Source organism: Flavobacterium psychrotolerans, from assembly GCF_003097635.1.
GTDB lineage: Bacteria > Bacteroidota > Bacteroidia > Flavobacteriales > Flavobacteriaceae > Flavobacterium > Flavobacterium psychrotolerans.
The window spans coordinates 190,136-206,328 of sequence record NZ_QCZI01000001.1 but is presented as its reverse complement, the minus strand read 5'-3'; the positions used below and the strand labels follow the sequence as shown (position 1 = coordinate 206,328).

The window sequence follows — 16,193 nt, the reverse complement described above, 5'->3', positions numbered from 1 at the left end:
GTTTCCCAATTCTTGTAAATAAAAAAAGGACAGAAATCAAATTTCTGTCCTTTTAAAGGTACTTTAAAAATGTATTCTATTTTTAGAATATTAAAATTTATTTTGCCGGAATAATATCAATTACAACTGTACGGTTATAAAAACGTTCTTCAGGGAATTTGTTATCAAACGGAGCTGATTTTTGATCTTCACCAAATCCATTCACTTCAAATTTCACATCAGATCTTCCGGCTTTAGACAAGCCATTTGCAATTATGCTTTTCACATCGTTTGCACGAGCCAATGACAATGCTTGGTTATGAGACTCATCTCCAATAATATCAGTATGACCATGAATAATAACTGTTCCGCCTACAGGGATTTTTGGTGTTACAATATCAGTAAGATATTTTTCATAAATATTAGTGGCTTTCGATTCATTAAATTCATAAATGATACTGTAACGAATTCCTGCTTCCACTTTTTCTGGAGTCCAAAGCACAACATGTATAGGAGTCTCTTTCTCTGACAATTTACCGCTTTGCGTTATACCAATCATTTTTGCAGTATAGTCGCCTTCAGTTCGGTTGCCCAAAATAGATTTTCCAGGAATACTTGCGGCATCTTCGGTGTAAGGACCAAAAGTTTGCACTTTCCCTTTTTCATCTTTTATTTCCAATGTCCACGAAGTAAAGGCTTCTTTAGCTCCAACATTGTTGAAGGATACATAACTTTCAATTGGAGCTTCGGTCAAAGCTTTAATTTCGACTGGTTTCAAAGGAGCAGTTGGGCCACTTTGGAACTCCATCAATAGCATTGGCGAATTACTTTCGATAGAAACTCTTCGGTCTCCCTCACGAAGAAGGTCAAGTTCACGTGTTCCACCTGGTTGTTCTGAAGGAATAGCTGGTTTGGTACGACCTTCAATACTTATTCTAGAAGGATTAATTTCAAACACATTAACCAAATAGGTTTTGATGGATTGTGCCATAGCACGACCGTCTTCTGGTCCTTTCTCTGATGAACCTACCAAAGTAATGGTTGCTGATGGGTTTTTTTCCATACGGTCACCCAATATGTTTAGTACATTATAATAAACGCTCATTTGACGTTGGGAACGACCGGAAAGATTTTTTTGCGTAACAACTTCCGATTGGTCTTCTTTAAAATCTTTTACCTGATTTTTTCTTAGCAATTGGTACCGATTGGGTATTTCAGTTGAACCAGCATTGAAGAACACGTAGTTACGAATAGGGAATATTTCACTCTCTATGCGATTAACGGGTACGTTACTTGGAGAATCAACAGAAAATTGAGATGTGCCATCAGGTACTCCTGCAGCTTCTATTTTACTGCCTCTACCAAATTTAAGTGCAACACCTGCTCTAACGGTAGTTATATTCAAGGTTTCTACAGAACGTGGATTCTGTCCAAAATAGGGATGAAAAGAAACGAAAGGAGATAGCACAAATTGCGTATGGTTATTTTGTGATGAAAGCGGAATGTCGATTCCGGCTCCAATTTGCATGGAAACGAGGGTTTCTTTCACATCACTTAAATCTCCTTTTACTTCGGCACTGGCTTCTTGATTAGGATAAGCAGGATTAATTCCCAGTTTGTATGTAAATGATTTATCCATATTGAAAGCCAAACGTGGCCCTCCAAATAAATAGAAATTGGATTTAAACGGGGCAAAACGCAAACTAGGTTCTACCGTGATATAGCTAATGTTAGTTGACAAATCTGCTGGACAGTCACAAGGCGTTTTTTGTTGATCAAACTTCCCTTTTCTATTGTCGTAACCAGCTTGTAACATGACACCCCATCTTGAATCCGGTCGGTGAAATTCTAAAAGTGGCGCAACAAAGAGTCCAACTCCTTTACCATCATGAAAAGCAACTGGGGGAGTAAAAGCAGCATTCAACATTTGAGTCGATCCGCGATAGAAATTAAAATTTGCTCCACCCGCTACACCAAAATACCATGACGGCTTAGTGTATTTAATAACCGGTGTTTCTTGCGCCTGAAGAGGCGCCTGAATGCCTAACAAGGCCAAAGCAATTACTATAATGCCTTTAGAAGTTAGGTTATTAAGGGATTTCGTTTTGAGAGATCCCTTAGTTGAATTAGATATAAGGTTCATTTTTTTATTTTTTAGGGTTTAGTGATGATATTAGTATGGGTCATTACTACTGCACCATTTCTGGCTAACATTCTGCCAACAGCAGTTGCATGGTCTCCCATTGTTATAGATTGAAGGGCCAATACGTTTCCTTTAAAGTTAGTATAGTTCCCAATAGTTGCAGAACTTCCTGTTTGCCAGTACACATTTTTCGCTTGTGCACCTCCGGCAAGGATTATATTTCCACCAGCTCCACCTACAGTTGTAAAAGCGGATGCTACTTGGAAAATCCAAACATCAGTAGCACTACCTGTAAGCGTTAAATCTCCTGCCTGTACTAAAAGTGTTGATGTTGATTTGTATATACCTGCAACAAGTGTTTTTCCGCCTTGGTCACCCGATATTGTAATGGGTGCGGAGTAGGAAGCACCTTCAGCAAAAAGGTAGGCATTGGTTAGGTCTAGTTTTGCTTTTAAAAGCATGGCAGGTGTGCCTGGAGGTGTTAAATCATCAAAGGCATAAATAGCTCCACCTACTACTTTGGCAGGAGGGAAGCCTGTAACAGAGGAACGTGTACCTGGACAAATTCCAACGTCTAAATTCCGAATCTCACTAAAGCCCGCATTGTTACTGACTCCTACACCAGCTAAAATTCCAAATCTTTCAGCAGATCCAAGATTAACGCCAGGCCCCACTAATGTTGAAATGGTGCTGAAGTTCCAAACATATTCATTGGCTAGTGGGATACCAGTTGCACTTTTTGCTGCGGTGGTAATTGTTGCAGTATAGGTTGTGTTTGGTAAAAAATCACTTGTCGGCGTGAAATAAGCAACATCTCCATTAACATTGTGAGTAACTGTACCTAAAACGGTTGTTGTACCTATTTTTAAGGTAAAACTGGTTGCATTGATTGTTAATAAATTCATTGGCATGTTAAACGTTGCGCTAACTATTTTATTAGCCACAACATTTGAAGCATTATTTGTCGGGTCAGTCAAAATTACTCTAGGAGCAGAAATAGCACCAGTGGTAAATGTCCATACATAGTTATTCGCTAATGCTGTTCCTTGAACGTTTTTAGCACCAGTAGTAATGGTACCCGTATAAACGGTATTGGCCGCCAATGTTACTGTTGGGTCAAAATAGACAGTTGTTCCACTATAAGTAACCGTTCCGAGTATAGGCGTTGTTCCTTGTTTTATAGTAACGGTTGTCGCATTAATAGTCGATTCATTCATTTGCATATTAAATAATGCACTTACTATTTTGTTAGGGAATACGTCAGTAGCTTTGTCGGCTGGATCGGTAGAAACCACCATTGGGGAAACGGATCCTCCAGTACTAAAAGTCCATACATAATCTTGTTGTATAGCATTGCCTGTTAAGTCTTTAACAGCAGTTGTAATTTTAGCAGTGTAGGTTGAGTTCGGTTTAAGAGCCGCAGAAGGATTAAAAGTTGCCGTTTTGCCAGTACTTGAAACTGTTCCTATAACAGCAGTGGTTCCTTGTAGTGTAAAAGACACTCCAGTAATAGTTGAAGCATTCATATTTTCATTGAATGTTACTGTAATGGTTTTGTCAAGAGACACATTGATAGCGCCATTTTCAGGGCTTGTTGCAATTACAATTGGACAAACGCCAACGTTTTCCTGGAAGTCGTCTTTTGCACATCCAGAAATTAAGGCAATAAATGCTATTGCGATAATTGAAAGTAGCTTTTTAGCTTTCATTTTTATTTTGATTTAGGGTTTAATTATTTACTGTACAAAGGTTAGTTTGTAACAGCTTAAACTTATTATACAATTATCGGAAAGAGTTATATCATTCACACATTGTAGTGGGATAATGTATTTAATCATCTTGTAATCAGTTGTTTGTTGAATAAAAGTTTGTGGGAGGTATGGCATGAACTTGCCAAGTTTAGCATTTAATTAAAATTGGTAAGGTTCGCCAATAATATCTCAATAGTTGCATGAGTAAAAAAGTACGAAGAGTTTGTTTGGTGATTTTTTATTGAAATGGAAAATCATAGTCAAATGGAAAAATAGCAACCAATATACCTATCTGACGCACAAATGAAGAAATGCAGAATGACTTAATCCGATTTCAAAATACGGGTAGATAAAACATGAAGTTTCATAAAATGGAGATGAAAAACAAACAAGTTTCAATTAAATTTCATGGAGACCACAAGAGAGCCTTAGCATAAAAAGGAAGCATTCAAGTTATCAACGCAACTTTTTAATTAATCGATTTGAGCTCCGAATCAAATTTATTTTAAATGTCAGTTTTTCTTGCCTTAACTGGTGCATACAAAATACCAATTTAGTGCACCAGTAGCAAAAAACCTTAAGCCTCTTAATACTGTGTTAAGGTTTAGCATTAATTAACTTTCGGAATTAATTTTTAAATTTTCTTTCCTTGAATTAACCTTAATAATATAGCTATAACTGCAATAACAAGCAGGATATGTATTATTGATCCGACGCTGTAGGCGAAAAAACCGATTGCCCAAAAAATGATTAGAATTAATGCCAAAGCATAGAGTAGATTGCTCATGATAATTGTTTTTAAAAGTTGTAAAATTTTTACGCTGATACTAAGTTGTATTTTATTGATATGAAACCTGCAGTTTTGCAATTGAATACCGAGTATTAAATTATCATATGTTATATTTTTATCTTCAATTCTGTGATACGAATTTTGACTAGATTTGATTTATTATTTTAGTGACAACACGCTATTGCTTAATTTGAGGTCTAAAGTGCAGCGATTATTTTGTGTAATTCTTCTTTCGTTTTGCCTAGTTTTATTTGAAGTTTTGCTATCATTTCTTCTTTTTTCCCTTTTACGAATAATAAATCATTATCTGTTAAAGCAGCAAATTTTTGTTTTAATCTACCCTTTTGGAGCTCCCAGTTTCCACTTAATTCAATAGTATTCATTTTTTATAATTTTCAATGTGAAATAATTTTCACAACTGTACAAAGGTGGCTTCATTGGGACAGGAAAGTGTTACATAAATATGACAATTACTTATATCATTCACACATTTTAGAGCTTTTTTTAACGTTATTAAAGTGAATTTATAGGAAAGAAAAAGATTAATGGGATTCGTTGTCTTTCTCAATCTCTTCCTCAATTTCTTTGACTTGTTCGGCCAGTTGGGAGTATTCTCGTGAAAGTTCCGTTATTTCCCGTTCGGTTTTTTCATCTGCGTTAATAACAGAATTATTTGCAGTCTCATGGGACGAAACCAATTCATTTACTTTTAAATGTAAAGAACCGGAAAATCGATTGAATGATTTTTGGATAATAAATAAACTCAAAAAAGTAACTCCAAAGATAATATCACCCAAGATTTGATGGATATCTCGTGTAGTAAACAAATTATTAACCCACCAGCATATCACTAAACAAAAAGCCAAAATAAAAGTGATGGAATTACCGAGAATAGTGGTTGCTAATGAGACTAGTTTTTCGAAAATTTTTTCTGTGAAGCAATATGCATTTTTCAATTTTTTCATTTCAATTTTTTCTTAATAATCTGTTTTAAAGTGTAATTTTTGAGATGAATTTTATAATCGAATAGATTGTTTTCCTGAGTTTTCACAGAGCATCCACCAGCTTTGGTATTATATTCTAGTTCAATTGTAATTTCTGGTGCTCTGTAATATTCAGCTGCTTCTTTGGGATATTTTACATTGCCATTGCGGAAATCAATTACATTTTGATTTTCTGCAAGGGCATCTTGGAATTTGCCACGTTTAAACTGGTTTATGTTGTCTGTCATTTTTTGGTATTGCCCTTTGTAAATGAATAAAATTCAATGTATTACAAAGATGGGCTGTTTTAAGAAAAAAAATGTTACATAACTTTTACAATAAGTTGCATCATTTACGGCTTTATATTTATTAGTTTTTTGAAGCTTCAAATTATATTTTGGTCATAAAAAAGGCTGTCAAATACAGACAGCCTTCAATTAAAATTGATCCAATTTTTTTTTCTATTCACCAAAAATTTCATTTGCTAGTTGTTCATCAAGATTATAAATATCATTTCTGAAATTCAGTTGCCCAGCGCTATCAACCCAAGAAGTAAAGTATGCAAGATACACGGGTACTGAAGGTTTAATTGGAATGCTAAACTCTTTTTCGGTTTTTGTAATACTATCTACTTTTGTTGCATTCCACGTTTTATCCTTTCGAAGAAAATACAATACTAATTTCTTGGGATTTTCAACTCTGATGCATCCATGGCTGAAAGCGCGACTTTTTTCGCTGAAATTACTTTTTGAAGGGGTGTCGTGCAGGTAAATATTAAAATTATTTGGGAATAAAAACTTCATTTTTCCTAATGCATTGTTCATTCCCGGTTTTTGTCGGATAGTAAATGGAATATCATTTTCATATTTATTCCAATCTATTGTTAGCGGATCTATTACTTTATTACCAGAAAGCACCTCCATATTATTAGTCGCTAAATAATTAGAATTCTTTTTTATATTGGGCACTATTTCATCTTTTATAATGCTGTTAGGAATGTTCCAATACGGATTAAGGATTATTTTTGAAATGTTACCTTTGAAGATATTGGTTTGTTTTACATCTTTCCCGACCACAACATTAGTAGTCCATATTAATTGGTTGTTTTCAATAATATGGAGTTTAAATTCAGGAATATTTACAAGCAGATATTCGTTTTCCATCTTAACAGGAACCCATCGCAATCGCTCCAGGTTAACCATCATTTGCTTAATTCTAAGTGAAATGGGTTTGTTTAATTCATGTATGGTTTCAGCATTTATCTTTCCGTTTTCATTCAGTCCCATACGGTGTTGAAATTTTTTGACTGCCTTGGCTAATTCATCCGTAAAAATAATTGACCTATCATTAGCCTTCAAGTCGCCCGTTAAGAATAAATATTTTTTCAGATTTAATAAGCAGGTATCACTTTCTGTAACCAATAAAACCTTTTTGGATGTGACTACAGCGGGAAAACCTCCTTTTTTATAAATGACACGATACTTCCTTAGATTTTCTTTTAATTTTGTGTAATAATGATTCACGGGTTCCGATGGGTTTTCTCCTTTATCTGAAACCACTAATGAATCGAGTAACGCTTGGTAATTTTTCTTTTTCCTGGGTATGAACCAATCCAGTTCTTTGGGGCTTTTAGTTATTCCTCCATAGACCTTTTTAGAATAAATAAAAAAGGTGGTTGTAAGCAATAATTCTAATTCTTTTACTCGATTCTCTTTTATTAGCGAAGGTTTGTCATCTGTTTTTAATAACGTAATTAAGGAGTCCAATGCTGTATTGCCAAAGTTCTTATCTCCAAAATCGCTTCTGTAGTTTTGAATCTGGTTGTAGAAATTTGGAACGGCCGCAGTCATACCCTTATTATTGAACCAGGCAAATTGGTATTCACGTCTTCTATAAAATTCGTTTACTTCATTTTTGATTCCATCATTTTGAGGGAACATTTTAAAAAAGGAATTTATTGCCGTTTCATCAAGAACTAAATCAGTATAATTTTTGTTACTATAAATACTTGATTTGGAGTCTTTTTTGCATCCTGATATTAGGAAAATAGTTAGGATAATAAAAAACAGTTTGCTTTTTAAAGTGACATCAAATCCAGTTGAAATAATTATTTTGGAGTACATCATTATTTATCTTTTTCTTATTTGTTTCAGTGGTATTCAACAAGATTATAGAATATTTATTTTAGTAACAAAACGCTAAGATTTAATAATTTCGATAGAGTCAACATCTATTTTGTACACTATTGCAATAAAACAATCCCGTGATGTTTTGAGTATAGTTACTATACTCGTTTTTAAAGACAAGGAATGTAAAAATAGAACGAAAAAAAGCGAGCTATAATTACATTCTGGACATATACCAATTTAATTCTTTTTCAATTTTTTTATAGCTAAAAAGGGTTGTGATAATTTTTTGCAAACGGATAAAAGCAGTTTCGCTTTTTACCACATAATCAAAAGCCTTATGGTGCATACAATCTATCGCTACCTCAATTTTATCTTGAGAAGAGAGCATAATCACAGAAATGTTTGGATTTTGGGCATGTATTTTATCCAATGTTTCAATTCCGTTCATGGCATTTTTATCAATTCCATCAAGATGATAATCCAGAATAATTACATCCGGATTATTAGACAAATTTTCAAGGCAAAGTTCCCCTGTTGCATAAGTTTCGACAATGAAATTGCTATGTTGCAGAAATTCAATTTCTAAGGTTTTTAGATGCAGTGCATCATCATCTACTAAGAAAATTTTAATTATATTTTGGTTTTCCACTATATTGTATTTTTTAATATGTTAAATTCTATATTCAATTCACCGTAGGCTTGTTGGCAAATATTTTCTAATTCAATTGCCATTTCATTTATTTCTTCTTCGAGTTGTTCTGTCCCGGAATAATCCTGTATTTTTCGTGCTATATCCTCAAATTTTTTGCTGATTCCCATTATCGAGAAGGAAGGAATTATTTTGTGGACGGATGAGTGCAACAAGGTATAATCTTTATCGTGTAAACTTTGTTTCATGGCACTTATTAACGGTGGAGTTTGTATTAAATACAACGAAATCATTTCCATCATTAATTTGGGGTTTGATTTGGTTAGGCGGTGTAAATATTCCAAATCAATACATTTTATTTTTTTTATTTCATTGTTGTCACTTAATGTTGCTTCATTAAATTTTATTGCGGTAGATTTTTTAACCAACCCAACTATTTTGCTGTATAATATTCGTTCGTCAACTGGTTTTGCAATATAATCATCCATTCCTACTGCTTTGCATTTGGCTAAATCTACTGTGGTTACATCTGCAGTTAAAGCGATGATAGGAATTTTTGAATTCATTGTTTTTCGAATGTATTCTGTAGCTTCAAATCCATTCATTACGGGCATTTGCAAGTCCATCAATATAACGTCGTAAGCATTGGTCTCTAGTTTTTCAATGGCTATTTTTCCATTATCGGCAATGTCGCGTTCAAATCCAAAATCATCCAATAATGTTTTCATTAACAATTGATTCAGTGCCATATCTTCAACTACCAATACTTTTATACCTTTATTTTCTGTGTTTAATTCCATTGTTTCTTCTTCAGTTAAGGTAATTGCATTTGTTTTTGTGAAATTTAATGTAAAACTAAAAGTAGTACCTTCACCAACAACACTTTTTACCACAATGGTTCCGCCTTGGGGCTCCACTAATTGTTTAACAATGGCAAGACCTAATCCCGTTCCTCCATAGAGTCGGGAAGTATTACTGGATGCCTGTTGAAAGTTTTCGAAGACAGTTCCTAGTTTTTCTTCTGATATTCCAATTCCTGTATCTGAAATGGCAAATTCGATAGTAACTTTCTCTTCGTCTTCATGTAATAAGTGAACGTTTATCGTGATTTTTCCCTTTGATGTAAACTTTACGGCATTACTTACTAAATTTAAAATAATTTGGTGCAAACGAACAGGGTCGCCCAGTAATACTTCAGGAATACTATTGTCATAATCAGTAACCAACGCTAAATTTTTTTCCTGAATTTTTGTCTCAAATACGTGAAGCATTGCTTTTATGGATTGCTTCATCTTAAAAGGAATTTGCTCAAATACCATTTTTCCGGCATCTACTTTTGCTAAATCGAGAATGTCGTTAATAAGTACAATTAATGCATCTCCACTCACTTTTATAGCCGATAAATATTCTCTTTGTTTTGGTGATAAATCTGTCTTCATCACTACTTTGGTAAATCCGATGATAGCATTCATTGGAGTTCGAATTTCGTGACTCATATTCGACAAAAATTGCTGTTTGGCTTTTACGGCATCAACGGCAATTTTTGTGGCATTTTCAGCATTAAATTTTGCTTCTTCGGCAATATCCGTTGCTAACTCGGCAAACACTTTTGCCTCTATTAATTCGGTTGCAATTCTTTTTTGTTCGGTAACATCTCTAGCTACAATTACAACGCCCAATACATTTCCGTTATCGTCTTTATAGACGGAACCGTTGAATAACACATCGGTCAATTTTCCTTTTTTATGACGAAGCGTAAGCGGAGAATCGGCAACAGATCCTTTTGCGAATACTTCCTGATACACTTCACGAGCCATTTGTGGTTCGGTAAAATAATCAAAGAAATCGGAGCCTGTGAGTTCATCTCGTTCCATGCCGGTAATTTTCACCGTTGCTTCATTCATGTCGGTAATTTTACCTTCAGGGTTTATGGTTACTAATGGGTCACGACTAGCTTCAATAAGGCTAAGAGAATATTGGGATGCCAACTTTGCGGAATAGTTAAGGGCTTCAAGTTCCCTATTTGCAATTTCTCTTTTCTCTTTTTCTTTGTTTTGGAAATCAAGTTCGATGTCTGCAATAACCAGTTCCGCTGCCCGTTTTTCTTTTTCTTTGTTTTGAAAATCAAGTTCAATGTCTGCAATAACCAGTTCAGCTGCCCGTTTCCCTTTCTCGTCATTTTGAAATTGAAGTTCTTTGTTTGCGATGACCAATTCTGCAGCCCGTTTTTCTTTCTCGTCATTTTGAAATGAAAGTTCTTTGTTGGCAATAACTAATTCAGCAGCTCGTTTTTCTTTTTCTTCATTTTGAAATAAAAGTTCTTTGTTGGCGATAACTAATTCAGCTGCCCGTTTTTCTTTTTCGTTATTTTGATATTCCAATTCTTCGTTGGCAACAACTAATTCAGCTGCCCGGTTTTCTTTCTCAATATTTTGAAAAGCAAGCTCTTTGTTGGCAATGCTCAATTCATTTGCTCGTTTTTCTTTCTCGTTATTTTGATAGGCTAATTCTTTGTTGGCAATTTGCAAATCTAACGCCCATTTTTGTTCGGCAATATCTCGAGCCACAATCACAACGCCTAATACATTTTCATTGTCATCCTTATAAACCGAACCATTAAATAATACATCGGTGAGTTTTCCGTCTTTATGACGAAGTGTAAGTGGAGAATCGGCAACAGAACCTTCAGCGAATACTTCCTGATAGACTTCACGTGCCATTTGTGGTTCGGTGAAATAATCGAAAAAATCTGAACCTCTAAGTTCTTTGCGTTCAATTCCTGTTATATTTACTAATGCTTGGTTCATATCCATGATTTTACCTTCATTACTAATGGTCACTAACGGATCAAGACTTGCTTCAATAAGACTAAGAGCATATTGAGAAGCTAATTTTTGGTCGGAAGTAGCTGTTTCTAATTCGTTATTTTTTATTTTCTGATTTTTTATGATGTGTACCACAAGAACGAAAATAGTAATAAGAAAAATAAGCAGTAAAAGGAACAATAATCCGGAAAATTGATTGTTATTTTCATTTTCGATTTTCCGGATTTTAAGCAGGCTAATTTCTTCCTCATTAATGGAGGCAATTATAATCCTAATTTTATCAGTGAGAATTTTTCCTTGTTCAATAATAGCTGTTTTTTCAGAATCATTTAATGAATTCTGCCTATTTGCTTGGATATTTTTTTCTGTAAAAACTAATCTTTCGTTAACAGCTTTTTGTAATGAGGACAATCTTTTTTGTTGATTTGGATTGTCTCCTATAAGAGTTGTTAATGCCTTTAATGCTGTGTATATTTTGGTTTTACCACTATTGAATGGTTCTAAAAAACTTTCATCTCCGGACAATAAAAATCCCCTAAATCCAGTTTCAATATTAAGAGCAGCCAATAGAACATCATTAGTTTTGATAATTGCTTCTTGAGAATACACCACTTTATCGCTTGAAGCCATAGCTTTTTGGCTATTCATATAGAAAACCACTAAAACAGTGATTAATATGGTAGCTATAAGAATGTATATAATAGTATTTTTTTTCCCTAATAAGAATTTCATAATGCTATTGTCGAAATTAATTTATGCGATTTTACGGCTATTTGTGGGAGAATCAAATGTCTTCAATTGGACTTCTCCTTTTGTCTTTTAATTGTTTGAAATGGGAAGGGGAGAGCCCAGTAACTTTTTTAAACTGACTTGATAAATGCGCCACACTGCTGTATCCCATTTCCCAGGCAATCTCCGTAATATTGAGTTCGCCATAAATAATTAGCTCTTTGATGCGTTCCGTTTTATGGGAGATGATAAATTGTTCGATTGTGGTTCCCTGTACTTCTGAAAACATATTGGATAAGTAGGTATAATCGTGATCTAATTTTTCACTTAAATAATCAGAAAAATTCACTTTAATAATTTCATTAGAATGATGCACCATTTCTATAATTACATTTTTGATTTTTTCAATCAGCATTGCTTTCTTGTCATCCATCAGCTCAAGCCCCGAATTAAATAAATTGGCTTTAAGTATAGTACGTTGTTCCATCGAGATGTTTTCCATGATCTCCACTTCGCCTAAATCTACGACAATAAAGTGCAGACCAAGATTTTTTAAATTTTCTTTTACCACCATTTTACAGCGGTTACTGACCATGTATTTTATATATAACTTCAAATTAGTTTCTTTTTATAAGATTATGTAAAATTCGCACGATTTTCTTTTAAAAGTCTTATATAACTCCGAGAAAAAGTTATATAATTCACGGATTATTTCTTTTGATAAGGCTTTATAGGGTATGAGTTAGAAAAGAAAAGTACTTAAATGAATGTTATTTCAAAATATACAACTAGAGACTAAATTCTTCTATTTTTTGTGGAAGGTACAAATAAAGAACGACAAAGGGGTGTGTTTTTTTATTCTAAAAATTTATGATTAAATAATGGATAAATATTTCAATAACTAATTAATGCGCTTGAAAAAAGCCTAACTTTGAATTTATCAAACAATATGAAGTACTAATTATTTACAACAAACCTATGAATGAAATAGTAACTTTAAGCTCCGTTGAACCTTTGCTTGATTATTTTAAATCAAGGTCTTACGATCTAAATGACATGGAGAAAGCATTGGTTCGAGAAAAGTTTCATTCGCGTCTTTACCGAAAAAGACAGTATGTAATGCAGGAGGGGGATATATGTACCCAATTTAACTTTGTGGTCAGGGGATGTCTTAGAACCTATAATGTCGATAAGAAAGGGAACATTCATATTTTACAATTTGGTACTGAAAATAATTGGATAAATGACTTGGGAAGTTTTCATGGCAAGAAGCCTTCTACCTTGAATATTGATGCCCTGGAGGATACTGTTGTTTTACAAATAAGCCTGGAAGATCTTATTTCGTTATATAAACAGTCACCTATATTTGACCGTATTTTCAGGGTGTTGATTGAAAACGGCTATATTCATTTACAAGAACGGTTATTACAAAATATAAGTTCTACAGCAGAAGAACGGTATGAATCGTTTTTGAATCGTTATCCTCATTTAATTAATCGTATTTCGCAAGTGCAAATTGCGGCTTTTCTTGGAGTAACCCCAGAGTTTTTAAGCCGTTTGAGGAACCAGCGTACAAGAGTTTCTCAAAAACCTTAATCTACATCAAGACTATTTCTTAAACTATGTCATTGGATACACTTCATCCAATGGGTGACCTTTGTACTCACAAATCATAGTTAACAAAAAAACAGAAATAGTTATGACACAAAAATCTAAAGTTGCAGTTATCGGTTTAGGAAATATCGGAACTGCTGTAGTCACCAATCTTGTAAAAGGGAATCGTTCCGTTATTATTGCTGATAAAACATTTGAAAAAGCAACAAGTCTTGCTCAGAAATTAGGAAGTCTAGCGCAACCAGCAACAATTGCTGATGCCATCACTCAGGCAGACATAATCGTACTAGCCATTTACTTCGACCCAATTAAAGCGTTTTTCAAAACTTACGCAACAGAACTTGAGGGTAAAATTATCGTTGATCCCTCAAACCCTATTGCTCTCGATGAAAAAGGTGGTTTCAAAAAAATAATAGGCGACGACGAATCGGCCGGGCAAATACTTGCTGCCTTATTGCCGAATGGTGCCAAATTAGCCAAAGCATTAGGAACCTTAGGTGCGGCATCTCTTGCCGGCGCTTCTTTTCAAACTCCTGTAAGAGCGGTTGAGTTTTATGCCTCTGATGACAGTAGCATTAACGGTGAAATTGAAGAATTAATTCGTGACAACGGTTTTGAACCCTTACGAGTAGGCGGTCTTAATCAATCTATCCGTATTGAAGTATTTGGCGATTTGCACGAATTTGGTGCATTGGGTAAAGCCGTTACCCTAGCTGAAGTGAAAGAGGTTGTATAAATAAAAGAGATCAAACTCTAAAATCTCTGTTTGAAACTAATTCAAGACTTCAAACAGAGATTTAAAAAGATATTAACGTTTAATTTAATATAGAAAACATGAAAAAAATATTATCAACAAACACAAATAATACAACGGCATTAATAGCCAGACTTGCACTAGGAATTGTAGTGTTTCCGCATGGTGCTCAAAAATTACTAGGGTGGTTCGGTGGCTATGGATTTGAAGGCACTATGAGCTTTTTAACAGGTCAGGCTGGTTTGTCTTATATTGTAGGATTATTAGTAATACTAATCGAATTTTTTGGTGCGCTATTCCTGATTACGGGTTTTGCTTCTCGAATCGCAGCGTTTGCCATATTAGTGAATTTTGCAGGAGTAGTGATTACAACGCATCTGCATAATGGCTTCTTTATGAATTGGTATAGTGAAGCAAATAAAGGAGAGGGATTGGAATACTTTATTCTTCTTTTCGGACTTGCACTAATTGTTCTTATTGCAGGAGGTGGAAAAGCGAGCATTGATGGAGCTATATCTGATAATGATAAAGAAAATTAATGAATAATCGTCAAAATGATGATGACGGTCTATTAATGGTTCGTTTCAAATTAAAACCTGAGAATGCCAACGATTTTGAAAAGTGGAAGTCGGAAGCCATTTCGTGTGTAAAAGTATTTAAAGGGTTTATCAACATCACAATATTAAACCGTTTAAAAGATGCCGATTATTATCATATCCTGATACGCTTTGATTGTGAAGAAAATGTAAAGGCCTGGCTACAATCCGAAGCAAGAAGGAAAATTTTCCATGATTCAAATGTTTTATGGATAACTGAAAGACAAGAAGTAGTGCATAGTTGGAATATGTTCTGGTACCGAATTTTTGAAGGCACCAAAAAATGGAAGCAATGGGCAGTAACCTTTATTGCTGTTTATCCGCTGACTATTGTAATCCCAACGATGGTAAAAATAATAGCAAAAGTGATTCCTCTCTATTTTTTTGCAGGGGTTATCAGTGCTCTTATGATTTCAGGATTCATGATTTTTTTGGTTATGCCGTTTATCCATAAGCTATTTAAAAAGTGGCTGCATGAATAAGCTATCTCAAAATGGACAATTTCCTCTTTACAAACTAATAAAAAATACGCTTTTGAAGATTCTGAAAAAGGTAGAACCATTAAATCCGTGTTACTTATCGGAGAATATAAAAAATTAATTTTAAAACATTTTATTATGAAAAAGTCATTTACAACAAAAGTAGTAATAACCACAATGTTGGTTATTACAATGAGCATATCTGTTATTGCGCAAAAAAAAGAGAATAAAGAGGATTTACTGAAACAAGTAAAAGAATTAGCTGCCGCCAATGAGTTAATCTCAAAACACTTGGAAACATTCGATACGTTAGATTATATTGTATTTAGCAATAGAGATTGGTCACGGCTGCATGAAAGCCATGCCAAAGACATCAAAGTTCATTTCCCTGATGGGCATACTGAAGTTGGTTTGGAGCAACACATCAAAACTTTAGATGCGATGTTCATATACGCACCTGATACCCGCATTAAAGAGCATCCAATAAAAATTGGTAGTGGTAATATCACCGCAGTGATGGGGTGGATGGAAGGAACATTCACAAAACCAATGCCTATAGGTGATGGTAAATTTATTGAACCTACCAGCAAAAAATTCAGAATTCCAATGGCCACTATTGGTATTTGGAAAGAGGGTATAATGACTGAAGAATACCTTTTTTGGGATAATAAAACCTATATGGATCAAATTATGGGTAACTAATTTTACCCAATAAGTTTGTAATTAATGGCTAATCCTTACTTGTTAGAATCGTGTAAGAAAGTACTCTCGT

15 protein-coding genes are annotated in these 16,193 nt (G+C 34.2%); 5 read left to right on the top strand and 10 right to left on the bottom strand.

What is annotated here, in order from left to right:
• Positions 1-97: 97 nt before the first annotated feature.
• The 10 genes from DB895_RS00910 to DB895_RS00865 all read right to left on the bottom strand — a co-directional run bounded on the left by DB895_RS00910 (position 98) and on the right by DB895_RS00865 (position 12,573).
• Positions 98-2,122, bottom strand: a complete 2,025-nt coding sequence (locus DB895_RS00910) for an OmpA family protein (protein ID WP_116723459.1) — start codon at positions 2,120-2,122, stop codon at positions 98-100.
• An 11-nt stretch (positions 2,123-2,133) separates the two neighbouring features.
• On the bottom strand, positions 2,134-3,831 hold the full coding sequence (locus tag DB895_RS00905) for an Ig-like domain-containing protein (protein WP_116723458.1): 1,698 nt from the start codon (positions 3,829-3,831) through the stop codon (positions 2,134-2,136).
• 676 nt (positions 3,832-4,507) lie between these two features.
• Positions 4,508-4,660, bottom strand: coding sequence for a lmo0937 family membrane protein (locus DB895_RS00900; RefSeq protein WP_116723457.1), 153 nt, complete (start codon positions 4,658-4,660; stop codon positions 4,508-4,510).
• Between the two features lie 200 nt (positions 4,661-4,860).
• Positions 4,861-5,046, bottom strand: coding sequence for a CsbD family protein (locus DB895_RS00895; RefSeq protein WP_116723456.1), 186 nt, complete (start codon positions 5,044-5,046; stop codon positions 4,861-4,863).
• A gap of 159 nt (positions 5,047-5,205) precedes the next feature.
• Complete coding sequence (locus DB895_RS00890) at positions 5,206-5,628, bottom strand: low affinity iron permease family protein (protein ID WP_116723455.1); 423 nt, start codon at positions 5,626-5,628, stop codon at positions 5,206-5,208.
• Positions 5,625-5,894, bottom strand: coding sequence for a hypothetical protein (locus tag DB895_RS00885; protein WP_116723454.1), 270 nt, complete (start codon positions 5,892-5,894; stop codon positions 5,625-5,627). The genes DB895_RS00890 and DB895_RS00885 overlap by 4 nt, the downstream gene beginning before the upstream one ends.
• A 213-nt stretch (positions 5,895-6,107) precedes the next feature.
• Positions 6,108-7,772: a L,D-transpeptidase family protein gene (locus tag DB895_RS00880; RefSeq protein ID WP_116723453.1), complete on the bottom strand. Its 1,665-nt coding sequence runs from the start codon at positions 7,770-7,772 to the stop codon at positions 6,108-6,110.
• Positions 7,773-7,989: 217 nt separating this feature from the next.
• On the bottom strand, positions 7,990-8,424 hold the full coding sequence (locus tag DB895_RS00875) for a response regulator (RefSeq protein WP_116723452.1): 435 nt from the start codon (positions 8,422-8,424) through the stop codon (positions 7,990-7,992).
• Complete coding sequence (locus tag DB895_RS00870) at positions 8,424-11,981, bottom strand: PAS domain S-box protein (protein WP_116723451.1); 3,558 nt, start codon at positions 11,979-11,981, stop codon at positions 8,424-8,426. The genes DB895_RS00875 and DB895_RS00870 overlap by 1 nt, the downstream gene beginning before the upstream one ends.
• Before the next feature lie 52 nt (positions 11,982-12,033).
• Complete coding sequence (locus tag DB895_RS00865) at positions 12,034-12,573, bottom strand: helix-turn-helix domain-containing protein (protein ID WP_116723450.1); 540 nt, start codon at positions 12,571-12,573, stop codon at positions 12,034-12,036.
• 383 nt (positions 12,574-12,956) lie between these two features.
• Between DB895_RS00865 and DB895_RS00860 the strand changes: the two genes are divergently transcribed.
• From DB895_RS00860 to DB895_RS00840, 5 genes are all read left to right on the top strand, one after another.
• Positions 12,957-13,574 carry a Crp/Fnr family transcriptional regulator gene (locus tag DB895_RS00860; RefSeq protein ID WP_116723449.1) on the top strand — a complete coding sequence of 206 codons (618 nt, stop codon included), beginning with the start codon at positions 12,957-12,959 and terminating at the stop codon, positions 13,572-13,574.
• A 61-nt stretch (positions 13,575-13,635) separates the two neighbouring features.
• A complete protein-coding gene (locus tag DB895_RS00855) occupies positions 13,636-14,328 on the top strand; it encodes an NADPH-dependent F420 reductase (protein WP_394336310.1) in 693 nt (230 codons plus the stop codon).
• A gap of 98 nt (positions 14,329-14,426) precedes the next feature.
• Positions 14,427-14,885 carry a DoxX family protein gene (locus tag DB895_RS00850; protein WP_116723447.1) on the top strand — a complete coding sequence of 153 codons (459 nt, stop codon included), beginning with the start codon at positions 14,427-14,429 and terminating at the stop codon, positions 14,883-14,885.
• Positions 14,885-15,424 (top strand): antibiotic biosynthesis monooxygenase, encoded by a 540-nt coding sequence (locus DB895_RS00845; RefSeq protein WP_116723446.1) that lies wholly within the window; start codon positions 14,885-14,887, stop codon positions 15,422-15,424. The genes DB895_RS00850 and DB895_RS00845 overlap by 1 nt, the downstream gene beginning before the upstream one ends.
• Positions 15,425-15,613: 189 nt before the next feature.
• A complete protein-coding gene (locus DB895_RS00840; protein ID WP_208012111.1) occupies positions 15,614-16,123 on the top strand; it encodes an ester cyclase in 510 nt (169 codons plus the stop codon).
• Positions 16,124-16,193 lie beyond the last annotated feature (70 nt).